This is a genomic window from Croceicoccus sp. Ery15 (genome assembly GCF_020985305.1).
In the GTDB taxonomy this organism is placed as follows: domain Bacteria; phylum Pseudomonadota; class Alphaproteobacteria; order Sphingomonadales; family Sphingomonadaceae; genus Croceicoccus.
In genome coordinates, this window is the sequence record NZ_CP087588.1 from 63,313 (window position 1) to 80,466 (window position 17,154).

A 17,154-nucleotide genomic window follows, 5' to 3' on the forward strand; every position below is an offset into this window, starting at 1 on the left:
CTTGAGAAAACGGGCCTAAAAGACAGGCTCGTAGCCCGGAGGCAGATCGCCCTCGTCACTGGCGCCTGGGACGGAGTGAATGCCACATTCAGTCTTGTCCCAACCGCGCCAGCGGCCCGAACGCGGGTCTTCCCCATCGGCCACCTTGCTGGTGCAGGGCATGCAGCCGATCGAGGGATAGCCCTGTTCCACCAGCGGATGGCGGGGCAAATCGTGCTTGTCCAGATAGGCCTGAAGATCGGCAGCGGACCAGCCGATCAGCGGATTGACCTTTAACCGGCCCGCCGTATCGCTCTCGTCGATTTCGAACACCGGCAGATCGGCGCGGGTGGCGGACTGGAAAGCCTTGCGGCCCGTGACCGATGCATCGTAACCCGCCAGCGCCTCGGCCAGCGGCTGGACCTTGCGAATGTCGCAGCAACCGTCGGGGTCATAGGACCAGCGCAGTCCGCTTTCGTCCTTGGCTGCCAGAGCCGCCGGATCGGGTCGCAGATTGACCACGCCCTTCAGCCCCAGCCGTGTCACCAGCGTGTCGCGATAGGCAAGCGTTTCGGGAAAATGCTTGCCCGTTTCAAGGAACAGCACGGTCGCCGCCGGATCGACACGCGAGGCGAGATGCAGCAACACCGCGCTTTCCGCGCCAAAGCTGGAGACAAGCGCGATCTTGCCCGCGACGCCGTCTATCAGCACGGCGCGCAGGATTTCATCCGCGCTCGCACGGCCAAAGCGTGCGTTCAGCACGGCGGCATCGGCGCGCGTAAAGCGCGGTCCGGTGTCGATACGGTCGATAGAACGTGCAGCTTCAGCCATCTTGATGCCTTTGGGCCCAGATCGGCACGCGCGTGTCGCTGGACTTTTGATAGACGTTTTCCCAACGCGTGAACGCGGCTTCCACATCGGCCTCGTTCATCGGTACGTCGGGCTGGAATGCGTCGAAACCGCACCGGCGCATCGGGAACAGCTGGTCCACCGCCACGTCGCCCACGGCGCGGATTTCGCCGGTATAGCCTGCTTCGCGCAGGATCTGTGCCGCGGAATAGCCGCGCCCGTCACCGAATGCGGGAAAATTGATTTCGACGCGGGTGATATGGTCCAGATGCGGCAACAGCAGCCGCGCATCGTCGCCCGGTTCGATCCGCACGGCGCCTGCGTTCGACTGTTCGGCAAAGGAATCGACCGTCACTGCCGGCGCATCGCTGGCGTTGTCCTCGCGCAGACGGACGAGTTCGGTAAAGCTGGCGTCAGTCATAAAGAGCCTCCTTGAACGGGGCCATGCCGATACGGCGATAGGTGTCGAGGAAACGCTCCCCGTCGATGCGCTGCGCGAGATAGACGTCGGTCACGGTCTCGACTGCCTTTACCACACCGTCCTCGTCGAAACCGGGGCCGGTGATCTTGGCGAGTGAGGTATCCTCCGCTTCTGACCCGCCCAGCAGCAGCTGGTAGTTTTCGGTGCCTTTGCGGTCCACGCCAAGGATGCCGATATGGCCTGCATGATGGTGCCCGCAGGCATTGATGCAGCCCGAAATCTTCAGCTTCAGCTGGCCCAGTTCCGCGCCCTTGCCATTGGCGGCAAAGCGTTCGGAAATCTTCTGCGCGACGGGGATCGAGCGCGCATTGGCAAGGCTGCAATAATCGAGGCCGGGGCAGGCGATGATATCGTCGATCATGTCCAGATTGGGCGTCGACAGGCCTGCCGCGTCCAGCCGTGCGAACAGCGCAGGCAGGTCCGCGATCTTCACATGGGGCAGCACAATGTTCTGCGTGTGCATCACGCGGCATTCGTCAAAGCTGAACTCCGTGGCGAGATCGGCCATCAGATGCATCTGTTCGACGCTGGCATCGCCGGGGATGCCGCCCACCGGCTTCAGCGAGATGACCGCCGACACATAGCCGTCGGTCTTGTGCGGATGGGTATTGCGGTCGACCCACAGCGCGAAATCCGGATCGCTACGATCGATGTCGCTCGAAAGCCCGGTCTCAAACGCGGGGTCCGCGAAATAGGTCTTGATGCGCTCCAGCTCGGCAAAGGGCGGTTCGACGCCCTGTTCCAGCATGTACGCGTATTCTTCCTCGACCTGACGGGTGTATTCCTCCTTGCCCAGTTCATGGACGAGGATCTTGATGCGCGCCTTGTACTTGTTGTCGCGGCGGCCATAGCGGTTGTAGACGCGCAGGCATGCCTCGGCATAGGTGATCAGCCGGTCGAGGGGCACGAAGTCATTGATGCAGGGCGCGATCATCGGAGTGCGACCCATGCCGCCGCCGACATAGAACGCCGCGCCGGCTTCGCCAGCGGCATTCTTCACGATCTGGATGCCGATGTCGTGAAGGCGCATGGCGGCACGATCGGTATCGCTTGCGATCACCGCAATCTTGAACTTGCGCGGCAGATAGCTGAATTCAGGGTGAAAGCTCGACCACTGGCGCATCAGCTCGGCATAGGGGCGCGGGTCGATCAGCTCGTCCGCAGCGGCGCCCGCGAAATGGTCGGAGCTGATATTGCGAATGCAATTGCCGCTGGTCTGGATCGCATGCATCTCGACCTTGGCCAGATCGGCAAGAATCTCCGGCGCGTCTTCCAGCTTGATCCAGTTGTACTGGATGTTCTGGCGCGTGGTGAAATGGCCGTAACCACGGTCATATTTCTGCGCGATATCGGCCAGCGCATGCATCTGCGCGCCCGACAGCGTGCCATAGGGCACAGCGACGCGCAGCATATAGGCGTGAAGCTGCAGATAGAGCCCGTTCATCAACCGCAGCGGGCGGAACTTTTCCTCCGGCAGCTCGCCCGAAAGGCGGCGGCGGGTCTGGTCGCGGAATTCCTCGACCCGGGTGTCGACCATCTGCTGGTCGTAATTGTCGTATTTGTACATGTCAGATCACCCAGTTGCCGGCGGCGGGGTCGGCGGGTTTCAGCGTAAGATCGGGGCGCACGGTGGGGCCAAGGGCGCGGATGCGTTCCTTGATGTGCGAAGGGCGAACACCCTGATCGTCGGTCGTGGCATCGACGGCATAGGGCACGTTGACGCGGCCCAGGGCTTCCTCGTGCGCAGCGATTTCGTCGGCCTTGTCGCCCACATCGACCGCATCGTTCACATGGAGCGACCAGTCGGTGCCGGTCCACCAGATGACCTCTCCGGTCTTGAGGTCGTTGCCTGTCAGGATTTTCATGCTTTTGCTTCCATGGCAATTCGGGCGAGGGCGGTATCGCCGCCTTCGCGCGTGACTTCGCCGATCACGATCAGCGCAGGGCTGCGCACATCGTTCTCGGCCACGATTTCGGGAAGGCCCGCCAGCACCCCGCGCAGCACCCGCATGCCGGGAAGCGATGCGCGTTCCACAACGGCGACGGCGGCATCGGGGGCAAGCCCGTCTTCCATCAGCTTTTCGGAAATCTGCGCCGCGGTTGCGACACCCATATAAATCACCAGCGTCCGGCCGACGCCTGCAAGGCCCGACCAGTCCTGTTCGGTCAGCCCCTTGCACTGGCCAGCGACGAAGCTGACGATGCTGGCATGGTCGCGGTGGGTCAGGGGAATCTGCCCCAGCGAACCGGCGGCCTGCGCGGCGGAAATGCCGGGAACGATCTCGACCGGAACGCCCGCGGCGCGGCATGCCTCTGCCTCTTCGCCGCCGCGCCCGAAGATCAGCGGATCGCCGCCCTTCAGCCGCACGACATGGCGACCGGCCAGCGCCTCGCGCACCAGCAGGGCATTGATCTCGTCCTGCTTCATCGTGTGGCGCGCGCGCGATTTGGCGACGCTGATCCGCCGTGCGCCAGCAGGGGCCATCGCCATGATTTCGGGCCCGACCAGCCCGTCGTGGACAAGCACTTCGGCCCGTTCGATCAGCCGCGCGGCCCGCAAGGTCAGCAATTCGGGATCGCCCGGTCCTGCGCCGACAAGGCTGACCGTTCCGACGGAACCGGATTGATGGGGCGGGAAATGAGCCATGGCGCCCAGATGGTCGCTGCAACAGCTTAGTGCCAGCCAGAATGCCTAAAAGGGGGGGTAGGTCAGCTTTAGCCGCGAACTATGCGGGCGTTGCAGGCACTTAGGCCGGGGGTTTGCCCGATGCGTCCAGCCTTTGGCCGATGGCTGCGACCAGCTGATCGAATTGTTCGTTCCCGCGCAAATTGATGTCCCGCTGCGGGAAGGGAATCTCGATATCGCTTTCCTGAAACAGGTCCCACAATTTCTTCAACACTTCGGACCGTATATTGCCCAGCCCGTTTTCGGGGTCGCGGATCCAGCAATGGATCGTGAAATCGACCGAATTATCGCCATAGCCCGACAGCCAGACGCTGGGCGCGGGCGTTTTCAGCACGCGCGCGCAGCTGGCCGCGGCCTCCAGCATCAGGCTTTCGGCCAGCTTGATGTCGCAATTATACGAAATGCCGACATTGACCTGCATGCGCACGTCGCGGCTGGAATAGGACCAGTTCTCGACCTGATTGATCATCAGGTTCTCGTTCGGGATCAGATATTCCTTTTCGTCGCGCGTCACGATGGACACCGCGCGAATGCCGATCTTGCGGATTTGTCCGAACGTCTCGTTCCCGGCGGTATCCGACACCGCGATCACGTCGCCCGGCTTGATCGACCGGTCCATCAGCAACAGGATCCCCGCGATCAGATTGCCGAAGGTTTTCTGCAGGCCGAAACCGATGGCAAGGCCGAAGGCGCCCGAAAACACGGCCAGCGCCGTCAGGTCGATGCCCAGAATATCGATCCCGATCAGGATCACGATGGCCCAGACCATCAGGGTCAGAAGCTTGTCGGCCAGCAGATGTTCGGTGGCCGACAGATTGGTGAACTTGTCCAGCGCCCTGTGCGCCATGCGCACACCCAGCCGGCCCAGCACGAAAATGCCGACCAGCACCAGAATCACAAGCAGCGCGGTCCAGACCGAAAAGCGTGTATCGCCGATGGTCACGCCCCAGCTGTCCAGCGTATCGATCACACCGCCCAGCGTGATCGAATGTTCCTGCAACACTTCCTTGATCTGTTCGGCCCCCTCGATCGGGGCGTCCAGCGGTTCGGCGGGCGCGGCACTGGCCGCCTCGTTTGCCGTGTCGGTCGCTACCTGGGTTGCGACGGCTATGTCGGCCGAAGCGCTATCGGCGGCCTGTGGGCTTGCCGCTGCCGTGATCGCGCTCCATGCCCATGTCATCCGCCTGCCTCCATCGCCGCAAACCCCTGCTCAAGATCGGCGATCAGATCGACCGGGTCCTCAAGCCCTATCGACAGGCGTACCGCAAAACGGTCGCCTTCGTCCAATCCGGCCCATCCGTCAGCGGGATTGCCAACGGGCGGCCACGCCCGGACCGAACGACAGGTTTCGGGATCGACGGGCAGGGCAAGGCTTTCGAACCCGCCCCAGCTATAGCCGATACCGAACAGGTCCAGCGCATCGATCAGCCGCGCGCGGGCCGCCGTGTCGCGCCCCTTCAAAACAAAGGCAAACAGCCCGCAGCCGCCGGTAAAATCGCGGCGCCACAGATCATGGCCCGGTGCGCCATCCAGCATGGGGCACAGCACGGCGGCGACTTCCGGACGCTTTGCCAGCCATTGCGCGATTTCCAGCGCGCTGGCCGTTTCCTGCTTCAGCCGCAGGTCCAAAGTGCGCAGGCCCCGCAGCGCCAGAGCGGCATCGTCGGGCGACACGACTGTGCCCAGTTGCTGCGCGGTGCGGCGCAGGCGGCGATAAAGCCGCTCCGTCCCCGATACCGCGCCCATCATCAGATCGGAATGCCCGCCCACATGCTTCGTCAGCGCGGTGATCACCCCGTCGCAGCCATGGGGAATGCCCGAAAAACCGGTCGGCCCCGCCCAGGTATTGTCGATCAGCACCCATGCGCCCGCTGCCTTGGCAATGGCGGCAAGGGCGGGGACGTCGCACATCTCGAACGTCAGGCTGCCGGGCGCTTCCAGCAGGACCGTGCCGATCTTGCCGTCCTGCGCGCACAGGGCGCGGAACGCCTCTATATCCAGCGGGTCGAAGAATTCGGGCTTTACGCCGAAATTCTTCATCAATCCCGTGCCGATATTGCGCGACGGGTCATAGGCATTGTCGGTGATCAGCAACCGCTCGCCGGGGCGCAGCACCGCCAGATAGGCACCCGTGATCGCCGCCACGCCCGATGGGTAGAGCATCGTGCCATAGGCGCCTTTCTCCAGTCCCGTCAGCGCCTCTGCCAATGCCCATTGCGTCGGCGCGCCGCGGCGGCCGTAATAGAACCTTCCGTCTTCGTTGGCGCTGGCCGCTGCCTCTTTCAGTGCGGCGCAGTTTTCGTACAAATGGGTGCTGGCCCGCCAGACGGGGGGATTGACCACGCCGCCGGCCAGATCGGGCACGCTGGTCCATTGCTTGCGTCGTCCGGCCTCGACCACGCGGGTCGCGGTGCGGTGCTGATTATCCTGATCGTCAGCCAATGGCCGGCCCCTCGGCCTTGGGGGTGGCAGGATCGCTGCCCCATTCGGACCAGCTGCCATCGTAAAGCGCCACATCGGTCTTGCCGAGCCGAGCCAGCGCAAGGCTGAGCACGGCCGCCGTCACGCCCGAACCGCACGAAGTGATCACCGGCCGCGCCAGATCGACGCCTGCGCCGATAAGCTCCGCCTCGATTCCGCCCGCGTCCTTCATCGTGCCGTCCGCCTCGTACAACAGGCCGATGGGAAGATTGCGCGCGCCCGGGATATGGCCCGATGCCATGCCGGGGCGCGGTTCGGGCTCCGCCGCCGTGAAACGCGCTGCGCCGCGTGCGTCCACCACTTGCGCAGCCGTGCCGATCGAGGTGAGCACCGCCTGCTTGTCGCGCAGCAGGTCGGGGTTGGGGGCTGCGGTGAAATCGCCCGCAGGCCGCTGTGTCACCTCTTGCGTTTCAGGCCGACCCTCGGCCTTCCACTTGGCCAGACCGCCGTCGAGGATGGAGACATGGCCCGCCCCGAACAGGGTGAACAGGAACCAGCCCCGTGCCGCGCTTTTCAGCGGGCTGTCGTCATACAGAACCACACGGCTGCCCGCCGATACGCCAAGCGCGCGGACGCGGTCCTGAAACTGCTGTGCGGTGGGCACCGTATTGTCGAATCGGCCTGCCGGATCGTTCAGCGCGCCAAGGTTCAGGAATTGCGCCTGCGGGATATGTCCCGCCGCGAATTCCGCCGCGGCGTCACGGCCCGTGGGCGCAAGGTGATAGCTGGCGTCGAGCAGCACGATATCCGCATCGCCGAGATGATCCGCAAGCCATGCGGTGGAAACGAGAAATCCGGTCATGCCTGCCACGCTAGCCGATGCAATGGCACCGCGCCAAGTGCGCTCTCTTGAGTAGTCGGGATCAAAGTGCCAAAGCGCGCCTATGGCCGACGAACATCAACAGCCCCTCCATCTGGGGCAGACCAGCGCGCTTCCCGCATCGCCCGAACAGGCCGTGCTTGATTACGTGCCCAATCCGCGCGCGGGATCGCTCTATATGGTGCGCTTTGCCGCGCCCGAGTTCACATCGCTGTGCCCTGTGACCGGCCAGCCGGACTTCGCCCATCTGGTGATCGATTATGCCCCGCGCGAGACGATCGTCGAATCGAAATCGCTGAAACTGTTCCTTGGCTCGTTCCGCAATCATGCCGGTTTCCACGAAGATGTGACCGTCGGGATCGGCCAGCGCCTGTTCGACGAGATGAAGCCCGAATGGCTGCGCATCGGCGGGTACTGGTATCCGCGCGGCGGTATTCCCATCGACGTGTTCTGGCAAAGCGGCGCGGCCCCGCAAGGGCTGTGGGTGCCCGATCAGGGCGTGTCGTCCTATCGCGGGCGCGGCTGATTCGCGCGCAGGCGGCCAGGCGACGGGCACTGCCCTGTCAGGTTGCAATCAAAACGGTTCGATCACGCCGGTAAACAGCAGCACCAATAACGTGCTGCCCAAAAGCACGCGATAGATCACGAACGAGATATAGCTGCGCGTGCTGACCAGCTTTAAAAAGCCCATGATCACCGCATAGCCCGAGACAAAGGCGACGATGGTCGCCACGATCGTCGGCATGGCCATGCTGCTCGTGAAGTCGCCCCAATAGTTGTAGAGCTGGTAAAAGCCCGATGCCAGCACGGCGGGGATCGCCAGCAGGAACGAATAGCGTGCCGCCGCCTCGCGCGTGTAGCCCATCGCCAGTCCTGCCGTGATCGTGCCGCCCGAACGCGACACGCCCGGGATCAGTGCCATGGCCTGCGCAAAGCCGAAGATCAGCCCGTGTTTCCATGTCAGGTTTTCCAGCGGGCGGCTGCGTTGTCCCAGCCGGTCGGCCAGCCCCAGCAACAAGCCGAAAACGATCAGCATGGTGGCGGTGATATACATGTTGCGCAGATAGGTTTCGATCGCGTCCTTGAACAAAACGCCCAGGATCGCGATGGGCAGCGTGCCGATGATAATCAGCCAGCCCATGCGTACATCGGCCATTTCGCGCTTTTCCGCGCGCGGCAGATATTGTCGGATCCACGCCTCTGCAATGCGCCAGATATCCTTGCGGAAATAGAGGAGCACGGCAGCCTCGGTCCCGATCTGGATAACGGCGGTAAAGGCCGCGCCCGGATCGCCCGACGACAGAAACGGGCCCGCCAGCCGCAAATGCGCGCTGGACGAGATAGGCAGAAACTCGGTCAGGCCCTGAAGCAGGCCGACGAGAATGGCTTCGATAATGCTCATGCGGAAATGATCGTCCCGGTGCGATTTCGCAGTTGCACACATGGCTGCGGGCACAGCGCGACAAGGTCAAGGGGGCGATCGCGTTTGCCCCCGAATGGTAGTTCGAATGCCAAGGGGATGGTGCCGGCTACAGGATTCGAACCCGTGGCCCCCTGATTACAAATCAGGTGCTCTACCAACTGAGCTAAGCCGGCCCATTGCGATCGCGCGACAGATTCGCGGAAGCGCTCTTTGCGTCAAGGCGCGCCGAAGGTCCAGCCCTCCGTTTGCGCGACATCGATCAGGCCGGGCGGATTCCACAGCGCGTCGTCGTGCGCCGCGACGCGCAGCCATGCGGCGGAGAGCAATGCGTCGGCACTGTGATCGTCGATCGGTCCGCTGCCTTGGGGTGCGGGGCTGCCCAAAGCAGTCAGCGCGGCGGCAAGTTCTTCATGGCTGCGGATTTTTGACGCGCCCGCGCGCCGTCCCGCGGCGATGGCGGGGATTGCGGTATAGATCTCGACGATAACGCTGCCCGATTGCGGCAACGGGTCAACCGGCCAAACGGGGATACGCCCGTTCAGCCGGTGCAGGACGCGCATGCCGGTCAGGCTGGATTTCCCGACCTGTGCCGCGCCGACAAGGTTGAAATTGGAATAGGGCGAGCAGCCGAGCGCGGCCTGACGTTCTTCGGTTATGCGGAAACGGCCGCGGCGGTGGCGGGCGTCCGGCGCGTGGAAACAGGCGCCCTCGCGCCCGTTATGGCGGCGGAAAAACGCGCTGAGTTCGCTGTGATCGACGAAACTTGTGGCGCCAAGATGCGCGTCATCGGCGCAAATATGGTCGATCAGGGACCATAAAGCGCGCGCATCGGGCGGGGTTTCGCGCCAGCCGGGGAAAAATCCGCCGCAATCGGCAAAGGGCAGCGATATGCCAAGGTCGAGCCCGACGAGCGTATCGTCGGGCAGCCCGTCCAGCAGGATCGCCAGCACGTCCCGACGCGACCAGCCGCGACCTGCATCGACCAGCACCGGCGCGCCGCCATCGCCATGGGCCAGCGCCATGGCGATCCCGCGGGGGCGTTCCACGGCGGCGCCCGACCAGTCGATGGCAAGGAAATGGCGAAAGCGCGGCATCAGCCGCCCCGTTCAGCGCGCTTCTTCGCCCACCACTCCATCCGCTCGATCACTTGCCGTTCGAAACCGCGCGGGACGGGCTGGTAATAATCCTGCGCCTCCATCCCCTCGGGCCAGTAATGCGCGCCCGAAAACCCGTCGGCCGCATCGTGGTCATAGGCGTAGTCCTTGCCATAGCCGACATCCTTCATCAGCTTTGTCGGAGCATTGAGGATGTTGGCGGGCGGCATCAGGCTGCCCGTTTCGCGCGCACTTTTGAACGCGGCCTTCTGCGCCTTGTAAGCTGCGTTCGATTTGGGTGCGGTCGCGCAATAGAGGCACGCTTGCACGATGGCGAGTTCGCCTTCGGGACTGCCGAGGAAATCATACGCATCCTTGGCGGCAAGACACTGGACCAGCGCCTGAGGATCGGCGAGGCCGATATCTTCGCTCGCAAAACGGACGAGGCGGCGCAGCACGTAAAGCGGTTCCTCTCCCGCCGTCAGCATGCGGGCGAGGTAATAGAGCGCGGCCTGCGGGTCCGATCCGCGCAGGCTTTTGTGCAGGGCGCTGATCAGGTTGTAATGTCCGTCGCGGTCCTTGTCGTAAACGGCGACGCGGCGTTGCAGGAACTGGCCAAGCGCGGCGGGGGTCAGCGGGGCGTCGATCCTTGCGGCATAGAGCGTTTCCGCCTGATTGAGCAGGAAACGCCCGTCGCCGTCGGCGCTGGCGACCAATGCGGCGCGGGCATCGGCATCAAGGGGCAGGGGACGTTCCGTCAGTGCCTCTGCACGGTCGAGCAGTTTCGCCAGCGCTTCTGCGTCCAGCCGGTGCAGGATCAGCACCTGTGCGCGGCTGAGCAAGGCGGCATTTAGCGCAAAGCTGGGGTTTTCGGTCGTTGCGCCGACCAGCGTAACCGTGCCGCGTTCGACAAAGGGCAGAAACCCGTCCTGCTGCGCGCGGTTGAAGCGGTGAATCTCGTCCACGAAGAGCAGCGTGCGTTTTCCCGCCTTTTGCATCGCCTCGGCTTCGGCAAAGGCCTTTTTCAGATCGGCCACGCCCGAAAATACCGCGCTGACGGCGGCAAAGCGCATGCCCACGCTATCGGCCAGCAGGCGCGCGATGCTGGTCTTGCCCGTGCCGGGCGGGCCCCACAGGATCATGCTGGTCAGCCGTCCGGCCTCTACCATGCGCCCGATCGCGCCTTCGGGGCCGGTCAGATGCTCCTGGCCGATCACTTCGCCCAGATTCGCGGGGCGCAACCGGTCGGCCAGCGGCGCATCGGGGGCGATGGCGTCGGGCGGGGTTTGCGCTGCTTCGTCGTCGGCAAAAAGGTCGGTCATCGCCGGCGAAGATAGGTTGCCTGAAAAAATTTTCACCTGCCGCTTGTAAAGATGTTCTTACGATATATCTTAAGAGCATCGAAAAGGAGTTATTGAAGACCATGAAGTTTGAAAAGCAAATGGGCGGCCGCAATCGGGATGCCCGCAATATGGATGTCGAGCGCACGGGTCGTCGCGGTGGACGCGGCGGCGGACGGGGCGGTGGACGGGGCGAACGCGCCGGTCCCTGGGGCGACGGTCCGTTCGGTTCCGGCCCGTGGGGCAAAGGCTTTGGCGATGATTTCGGCGATCGCGTTCCCCGCGGGCGTGGTAGCCGGATGGGTCGTGGCCCCGGAATCGGCGAGGGCTTCGGCGAAGGGCGTGGTCGCGGACGCGGCAAGCGGATCTTTGGCCATGGCCAGCTGCGGCTGGTGCTGCTGGAGCTGATCGGCAAGCAGGAGCGCCACGGCTACGAGCTGATCAAGGCGATCGAGGAACTGACCGGCGGACGTTATGCGCCCAGTCCCGGTGCGGTCTATCCCACCCTGTCCATGCTGGCCGACGAAGGGTTGATTGCCGAGGCTGCCGGGCATGAGGACAGCGCGAAAAAGCCGTTCACCCTGACCGAAGAAGGCCAGACCGCGCTGGCCGCAGAGGCGGACAAGGTCGAGAAAATCCTTTCTCGCCTTGCCGCCATGAACGAAGGCGAAGCGCGCGAAAGCCCGCCGATCCGCCGCGCCATCGGCAATTTGCTGATGGCCACCCGCAACCGTGCGCAGGCCGAGGGTTTCTCCGACCAGACCGCGCACGACATTGCCGCCATTCTTGACGAGGCGGCGGGCCGGATCGAGCGGCTTTAACACCGCTCCCGCCCGACCCTCGGCGCCCCGCAACACCCGCATATTTGGCAATCCGTTCATCTGCGGTATAGGTTGCGCCCGAATTGCGGGGCGTATCGGGAGGGAGACGATCATGGCCAGCAGGGCGATAAAAGTGCCGGTCAGCTTTTGGGTGGTCGCAGGGCTAAGCCTGTTGTGGAACGCCTATGGCGCGTTCGATTACACGATGACTCAGCTGGATGCAGAGGCGCTGATGGGCAATTTCACCGCCGAGGAACGTGCTTATTTCACCAGCTTTCCTGCATGGCATACCGTGTTCTGGGCGCTGGGCGTATGGGGATCGGTCGCGGGGTCGGTTTTGCTGCTGGCGCGCTCGCGCTGGGCGGTGGCGGCGTTTCTGGTGTCACTGGCGGGACTGACCGTAACGACGATCTATTCCGCGATGAAACCCATGCCCGCCAGCCTTGAAGGGCCGGGATACTGGGGCGTGACCATGGTGATCTGGGCGATCCTGCTGGCGCTGCTTGCCTATTCGCGCAGGGCTTTGGCACGCGGATATATCGCCTGAGCACCTGCTGCCCTGCGGCGAAACGGGATCAGCCCTTCGCCGCGAGCAAGCGGCGATAGGTGTCGAGCACGGCGGAATTGATCCGGTCCCAGCCGAATTCCTCGGCCCGCGCCTCTCCCGCCTTGCCATGCTTTGCGGCCAGTGCCGTATCGCTGCAATAGGCTTCCAGCGCATCGGCAAAGCCGCCGATGTCGCCCGGTTTTACCAGCCGTCCCGACACGCCGTCGCGCACCAGGCTTTCGCTGCCCGTTGCCGCCGCCGCGACCACGGGCAAGGCGCAGGCCATCGCCTCCAGCGTGACATTGCCGAATGTCTCGGTCACCGAAGGATTGAACAGCATGTCCATCGACGCAACCGCGCGGCCCAGACCCTCGCCGGTCTGGTGCCCGACGAATACGCCGCCCCGCAGCCGTTGTTCGAACCATTCGCGCGCAGGCCCTTCGCCGATGACCAGCACCCTGTGCGCCACGCCGCGCCGGATCAGTTCGGCGCAGGCATCGGTAAACACGTCCAGCCCCTTTTCCATGACCAGCCGGCCAAGGAAGCCGATCACACGTTCGTCATTGCCGATGCCCAGCGACTGCCGCCAAGCCAGATCGCGCGCGGCGGGCGAGAAAATCGTGCGATCCACGCCCCGCGTCCACAGCGAGACATCGTCGTTCATGCCCTGCTGTTTCAACAGTTCGACCATCGATTCCGACGGCGCGACCAGCGCGTCGCAGCGGTTATAGAACCGCCGCAGACCCGCCACCAACGCGGGTTCGACAAAACCCATATTGTAATAGCGCGGATAGGTTTCGAACCGCGTATGCACCGATGCCAGCACCGGAATACCGCGCGCACGGGCCCAGCGCACCGCGCCATGGGCAGCGATATCGGGGCTGGAGACATGCAGCACATGCGGCGCGAACCGGCCCAGATCCTTCTTCACCGCCGAAGACAGCGCCAGCGGAAAGCGATATTCGCTGCGGCCCGGGATGGGCATGGCGGGAATGCCTACCAGCTCGCCCGTCGGTTCAAAGGCGGGATTGTTCACCTTGGGCGCATAGACCCGCACGTCGCAACCCTGTCGCAGCAAATAGCCGACCAGCCGGTTCAGCGCCTGGTTCGCGCCGTCGCGCACGTAATTGTAATTGCCGCTGAACAGCGCGATGCGCAGCCCATTCATCGGACCCGCAGCCGGGCTTGCGCTGGAAAGGAGCGTGCCTTCGTTTTGCATCGTTTCGGCATCTGCATGGGACATGGCAGCGGGCCATAGACGCATGGCGCGGTTTTGGCGAGGCGGGAAGCGCCCGCACGCCTCGCAATTCGTCGCGAGTTTCCAACATGATCGCCGTGTTTGACATGAATTTGTCAAAAAACTGCGACAATGGCGGTGCCGGGCATGTCGGTCACGGGTCTGCCATCCGGCATATGGCGTGGACGCAATCACGGCCCGATGGCCACAGGAACGGGCATTGCGCCGCTTGTGCAACCGGCGCGCGGCCCATAGGTCTAGGCACCTTGATATTGACGGGTGGGATGAAGAGCTTGCGATTCGGTCGTTTAGGCCAAAGCGGTCCTCGCCTGCGGGGGGTGAGCTTGCACGATGTGCTATGGTGGCTGCTGGCCATCGGCATCGTGATCGCCGCCGTGCGCTTGCTGTGGATGATCGTAACGCCGGTATCGCCGCTGGGCGACTGGCGTCCGGCCAGCGTGCGGGTGATGCCCGATGGCGCGCGCAGTGCATTGATGCGCGGGTTCGATCCGTTCAACCGTACGCCCCCGCAGATCATGGCAGAGGCGGGGCCGGTAGAGACGATCACCGATCTGCCGCTGACCGTGTATGGCATACGGTACAACGCGGCGACGGGCGCGGGCACCGCGATCATCGCGGACAACGATGGCGAGCAGAATATCTTCCGCATCGGCGAGGAAGTGTCGCCGGGCGTGACGCTCAGCGCGCTGGAATTCGACCATGTCGTGCTCAGCCGCGGCGGCGCGCGCGAATTGCTTTACCTCGATCAGTCGCAGCCGGCGCCTTCGATCCAGCCTTCGGTTCGGCCGTCACTGCGGCCTGAACCTGCCGGTGGCGAGGCGCAGAACCCGATTACGGCCAGCGAATTGCGCAGCGGCGTTTCGTTTGCCCCCTCGGGACAGGGCGGCAATTTCGCCGGCATGGCGGTATCGCCCGCGGGCGACGGCAGCGTGTTTCGCGCCGTCGGCCTGCGCGACGGCGATATCGTGGTGGCCATGGGCGGACAGCGCATCAGCTCTCCTGCACAGGCCGCGCAGCTTTCGGGCGCGTTCGCGCCCGGTTCGCAAGTTTCCCTCACCGTCCGGCGCGACGGGCGCGAGGTTCCGGTCAATATAACGGTGGCACCCTAATGCGTGTTTTCAATCAGGCGCTTGCCGCCGCTCTTACCTCTACCATCGCGATCTGCGCCAGCGTGACGCCTGCCCATGCGCAATATGTGCTGAACATGCGCGATGCCGATGTGCGCACCTTTGTCGCCGATGCGGCGCAGGTGACGGGGCGGACCTTTATCGTCGACGGGCGTGTGAACCAGAAGATTTCGGTCGTCTCCGACCGTCCGCTGACCCGCAGCGAATATTTCGAGGTTTTCCTGTCGACCCTGCGCGCCAACGGTCTGGTCGCGGTGCCGACTTCGGATGGCGCGTTCCGCATCCAGCCCGCCGCCAATGCCGCATCGCAGCCCAGCCGCGTAGGCAGCCAGGGCGCGCCGGGCAACCAGATGGTCACCGATGTGGTCCGTCTTGGCGCGGTAGAGGCCGAGCAGGCGGTCAACACGCTGAAACCTCTGGTCAGCCCCGAGGGTTCGATCACTGCCAATCGCGCGGGCAATTCGCTGGTCATCGTCGATTATGCCGATAATCTGCGCCGCATCCGCGCGCTGTTGAAACAGATCGATACCGACAATAGCGCGACCGAAATGATCGCGCTGAACCATGCGGGTGCGCGCGAAATCGCGGCGGCGCTGACAGAGCTGGTGCCGCAAGGGCAGGGCGGCGGCGGTTCGCTGGCCAGCGTGGTCGCGGTCGACAGTTCCAATTCGCTGCTGCTGCGCGGAGAGCGCGAGACGCTGAACCGCCTGTCGGGCATGGCGCGCGAGCTGGACAATCGCGCGGCCGCGGGCAGCGAGATCAAGGTGATCTGGCTGGATTACGCCGATGCGGGCGCGATGGTCGCCATGCTGGAAAAGCTGATCGGCGGATCGGGCAGCTATACCGCGCCGTCGACCGAAACGGTGCGCCGCACCAGCGGGCTTTCGACCATGGGCACCGAAGGCGGGCAGACCACACCTGTTGCAGGCGGCAATGCCAGCGCCGACGGCAATCTGGGCGGCGGCGTGATCGAATTGTCGGGCGGGCGCGGCACGGCGGTCATCACCCGATACCCCGGTGCCAATGCCATCGTCATTTCGGCCCCCGTCAATATCCAGCGCCAGATGGCCGAACTGGTGCGCCAGCTGGACGTGCGGCAGGATCAGGTTCTGGTCGAGGCGATCATCGTCGAGATTTCGGATTCGGTTGCCAAGGAACTGGGCCTGCAATTCCTGATCGGCGGAGAGGACGTGCCCTTTGCCATCACCAATTTCACCAATGTGGCACCCAATATCATCGATATCGCGGGCGGCCTGCTGGCCGACCGTTTCGACGAGACGACGACGGTGATCAACGGCGATACCGTCACCACCAGCACCAATAGCAGCGTGTCCGACATGCTGCGCGAAAACGCGGCGCAGGCGGTGCTGGGCACCAGTGGCGGTCTGGGCGGCTATGCCACCAAGTTCGGCGGCGACAATTACCTTGGCGTGCTGATCAACGCGGTGGAGGAGGATTCGGATTCGAACATCCTGTCCACCCCGCATCTGACCACGAACGATAATGTGCCCGCGTCGATCCTGTTCGGTCAGGAAATCCCGATCTCGACCGGCGAGGCGCTGTCCGATAATTTCGACAATGCCTTCCGCACGATCCAGCGCCAGAACGTGGGCATTTCGCTGGATGTCACCCCGCAGATCAACGCCGGGGACGAGATCAAGCTGAACCTGCGGCAGGAAGTCTCCTCGATCGCGGGGCCGGTCTCCAACGATTTCAACGAGCTTATCATCAACAAGCGCGAGATTGCGACCACCGTCACCGTCGGCAATGGCGAGATTCTGGTGCTGGGCGGATTGCTTGACGATAACGAGCGCAAGACGATCCACAAGGTGCCGTTGCTGGGCGATATTCCGGTGATCGGCGAATTGTTCAAATCGCGCGGGAAAAGCCATGTGAAGACCAATCTGATGGTCTTTATCCGCCCGACCATCCTGCGCACCGCCGCCGACCGGCAGCGCGTGACCGCGCAGCGTTACGGCGCGATCCGCACCGCGCAGCAGAATTTCGATCCCGACCGTCAGCCCGCGATCGACCAGCTGGTTATCGATTATCTGGGGGCAGTGCCGCCAACGATGCCGGTAACGCCTGCCGATACGGTGATCACGCCCGCCGGAACGGTGCAGCAGCCTGCACCCGTCGTTCAGCAGCCGGTGGTGCAGCCGACGCCCGTTCCTGCCTCCACCGCAGGCCAGTAAGACCGGCGCCATGGCCCATCCCGACCAGCCAGACGATATCGCGCTCACCGAGG

Annotated in this window: 17 protein-coding genes and 1 tRNA gene; 5 read left to right on the forward strand and 13 right to left on the reverse strand. The window is 64.0% G+C overall.

All coding sequences use genetic code 11. From position 1 onward, the window contains the following. Positions 1 to 15 precede the first annotated feature (15 nt). From LOZ77_RS00380 to sseA, 8 genes are all read right to left on the reverse strand, one after another. Entirely contained in the window at positions 16 to 810 is a 795-nt protein-coding gene (locus LOZ77_RS00380) for a phosphoadenylyl-sulfate reductase (protein ID WP_230280335.1), read from the reverse strand. Then, positions 803 to 1,249, reverse strand: coding sequence for a DUF934 domain-containing protein (locus LOZ77_RS00385; protein ID WP_230280336.1), 447 nt, complete (start codon positions 1,247 to 1,249; stop codon positions 803 to 805). The genes LOZ77_RS00380 and LOZ77_RS00385 overlap by 8 nt, the downstream gene beginning before the upstream one ends. Beyond that, on the reverse strand, positions 1,242 to 2,876 hold the full coding sequence (locus tag LOZ77_RS00390; RefSeq protein ID WP_230280337.1) for a nitrite/sulfite reductase: 1,635 nt from the start codon (positions 2,874 to 2,876) through the stop codon (positions 1,242 to 1,244). The genes LOZ77_RS00385 and LOZ77_RS00390 overlap by 8 nt, the downstream gene beginning before the upstream one ends. Before the next feature lies 1 nt (position 2,877). Then, complete coding sequence (locus LOZ77_RS00395) at positions 2,878 to 3,174, reverse strand: DUF2849 domain-containing protein (RefSeq protein ID WP_230280338.1); 297 nt, start codon at positions 3,172 to 3,174, stop codon at positions 2,878 to 2,880. Then, a complete protein-coding gene (gene cobA / locus LOZ77_RS00400; protein ID WP_230280339.1) occupies positions 3,171 to 3,956 on the reverse strand; it encodes a uroporphyrinogen-III C-methyltransferase in 786 nt (261 codons plus the stop codon). The genes LOZ77_RS00395 and cobA overlap by 4 nt, the downstream gene beginning before the upstream one ends. A 100-nt stretch (positions 3,957 to 4,056) precedes the next feature. After that, positions 4,057 to 5,175, reverse strand: coding sequence for a mechanosensitive ion channel family protein (locus tag LOZ77_RS00405; RefSeq protein ID WP_230280340.1), 1,119 nt, complete (start codon positions 5,173 to 5,175; stop codon positions 4,057 to 4,059). After that, entirely contained in the window at positions 5,172 to 6,437 is a 1,266-nt protein-coding gene (gene metC, locus LOZ77_RS00410) for a cystathionine beta-lyase (protein ID WP_230280341.1), read from the reverse strand. Before metC ends, LOZ77_RS00405 begins: the two co-directional genes overlap by 4 nt. Beyond that, positions 6,430 to 7,278, reverse strand: coding sequence for a 3-mercaptopyruvate sulfurtransferase (gene sseA, locus LOZ77_RS00415; RefSeq protein ID WP_230280342.1), 849 nt, complete (start codon positions 7,276 to 7,278; stop codon positions 6,430 to 6,432). The genes metC and sseA overlap by 8 nt, the downstream gene beginning before the upstream one ends. 82 nt (positions 7,279 to 7,360) lie before the next feature. Here sseA and queF point away from each other — a divergent pair, with 82 nt between their 5' ends. Beyond that, positions 7,361 to 7,822: a preQ(1) synthase gene (queF, locus tag LOZ77_RS00420; RefSeq protein WP_230280343.1), complete on the forward strand. Its 462-nt coding sequence runs from the start codon at positions 7,361 to 7,363 to the stop codon at positions 7,820 to 7,822. A gap of 48 nt (positions 7,823 to 7,870) precedes the next feature. On the opposite strand, the gene LOZ77_RS00425 is transcribed toward queF, so the two are convergent. The 4 genes from LOZ77_RS00425 to LOZ77_RS00440 form a co-directional block, all read right to left on the reverse strand. Further along, on the reverse strand, positions 7,871 to 8,698 hold the full coding sequence (locus LOZ77_RS00425) for an undecaprenyl-diphosphate phosphatase (protein ID WP_230280344.1): 828 nt from the start codon (positions 8,696 to 8,698) through the stop codon (positions 7,871 to 7,873). A gap of 118 nt (positions 8,699 to 8,816) precedes the next feature. Continuing rightward, positions 8,817 to 8,892, reverse strand: a tRNA-Thr gene (locus LOZ77_RS00430). A 42-nt stretch (positions 8,893 to 8,934) separates the two neighbouring features. Then, positions 8,935 to 9,813, reverse strand: coding sequence for a hypothetical protein (locus tag LOZ77_RS00435; RefSeq protein WP_230280345.1), 879 nt, complete (start codon positions 9,811 to 9,813; stop codon positions 8,935 to 8,937). Further along, positions 9,813 to 11,135: a replication-associated recombination protein A gene (locus LOZ77_RS00440; protein WP_230280346.1), complete on the reverse strand. Its 1,323-nt coding sequence runs from the start codon at positions 11,133 to 11,135 to the stop codon at positions 9,813 to 9,815. Before LOZ77_RS00440 ends, LOZ77_RS00435 begins: the two co-directional genes overlap by 1 nt. A 101-nt stretch (positions 11,136 to 11,236) precedes the next feature. Between LOZ77_RS00440 and LOZ77_RS00445 the strand changes: the two genes are divergently transcribed. Both LOZ77_RS00445 and LOZ77_RS00450 read left to right on the forward strand, forming a co-directional pair. Continuing rightward, positions 11,237 to 11,974 carry a PadR family transcriptional regulator gene (locus LOZ77_RS00445; protein ID WP_230280347.1) on the forward strand — a complete coding sequence of 246 codons (738 nt, stop codon included), beginning with the start codon at positions 11,237 to 11,239 and terminating at the stop codon, positions 11,972 to 11,974. 112 nt (positions 11,975 to 12,086) lie between these two features. Beyond that, entirely contained in the window at positions 12,087 to 12,521 is a 435-nt protein-coding gene (locus LOZ77_RS00450) for a hypothetical protein (protein ID WP_230280348.1), read from the forward strand. Between the two features lie 28 nt (positions 12,522 to 12,549). On the opposite strand, the gene LOZ77_RS00455 is transcribed toward LOZ77_RS00450, so the two are convergent. Beyond that, positions 12,550 to 13,689, reverse strand: a complete 1,140-nt coding sequence (locus tag LOZ77_RS00455) for a glycosyltransferase family 1 protein (RefSeq protein WP_230281939.1) — start codon at positions 13,687 to 13,689, stop codon at positions 12,550 to 12,552. A 422-nt stretch (positions 13,690 to 14,111) separates the two neighbouring features. Here LOZ77_RS00455 and LOZ77_RS00460 point away from each other — a divergent pair, with 422 nt between their 5' ends. Together LOZ77_RS00460 and gspD are read left to right on the forward strand one after the other, a co-directional pair. Then, positions 14,112 to 14,888 (forward strand): type II secretion system protein N, encoded by a 777-nt coding sequence (locus tag LOZ77_RS00460; protein ID WP_230281940.1) that lies wholly within the window; start codon positions 14,112 to 14,114, stop codon positions 14,886 to 14,888. Further along, positions 14,888 to 17,101: a type II secretion system secretin GspD gene (gspD, locus tag LOZ77_RS00465; protein WP_230280349.1), complete on the forward strand. Its 2,214-nt coding sequence runs from the start codon at positions 14,888 to 14,890 to the stop codon at positions 17,099 to 17,101. The genes LOZ77_RS00460 and gspD overlap by 1 nt, the downstream gene beginning before the upstream one ends. Positions 17,102 to 17,154: the final 53 nt, after the last annotated feature.

Coding starts and splice junctions, on each gene's coding strand:
- LOZ77_RS00380 (WP_230280335.1), bottom strand. CDS start 810: ATGGCTGAAGCTGCACGTTCTATCGACCGTATCGACACCGGACCGCGC.
- LOZ77_RS00385 (WP_230280336.1), bottom strand. CDS start 1,249: ATGACTGACGCCAGCTTTACCGAACTCGTCCGTCTGCGCGAGGACAAC.
- LOZ77_RS00390 (WP_230280337.1), bottom strand. CDS start 2,876: ATGTACAAATACGACAATTACGACCAGCAGATGGTCGACACCCGGGTC.
- LOZ77_RS00395 (WP_230280338.1), bottom strand. CDS start 3,174: ATGAAAATCCTGACAGGCAACGACCTCAAGACCGGAGAGGTCATCTGG.
- cobA (WP_230280339.1), bottom strand. CDS start 3,956: ATGGCTCATTTCCCGCCCCATCAATCCGGTTCCGTCGGAACGGTCAGC.
- LOZ77_RS00405 (WP_230280340.1), bottom strand. CDS start 5,175: ATGACATGGGCATGGAGCGCGATCACGGCAGCGGCAAGCCCACAGGCC.
- sseA (WP_230280342.1), bottom strand. CDS start 7,278: ATGACCGGATTTCTCGTTTCCACCGCATGGCTTGCGGATCATCTCGGC.
- queF (WP_230280343.1), top strand. CDS start 7,361: ATGGCCGACGAACATCAACAGCCCCTCCATCTGGGGCAGACCAGCGCG.
- LOZ77_RS00425 (WP_230280344.1), bottom strand. CDS start 8,698: ATGAGCATTATCGAAGCCATTCTCGTCGGCCTGCTTCAGGGCCTGACC.
- LOZ77_RS00435 (WP_230280345.1), bottom strand. CDS start 9,813: ATGCCGCGCTTTCGCCATTTCCTTGCCATCGACTGGTCGGGCGCCGCC.
- LOZ77_RS00440 (WP_230280346.1), bottom strand. CDS start 11,135: ATGACCGACCTTTTTGCCGACGACGAAGCAGCGCAAACCCCGCCCGAC.
- LOZ77_RS00445 (WP_230280347.1), top strand. CDS start 11,237: ATGAAGTTTGAAAAGCAAATGGGCGGCCGCAATCGGGATGCCCGCAAT.
- LOZ77_RS00450 (WP_230280348.1), top strand. CDS start 12,087: ATGGCCAGCAGGGCGATAAAAGTGCCGGTCAGCTTTTGGGTGGTCGCA.
- LOZ77_RS00455 (WP_230281939.1), bottom strand. CDS start 13,689: ATGAATGGGCTGCGCATCGCGCTGTTCAGCGGCAATTACAATTACGTG.
- gspD (WP_230280349.1), top strand. CDS start 14,888: ATGCGTGTTTTCAATCAGGCGCTTGCCGCCGCTCTTACCTCTACCATC.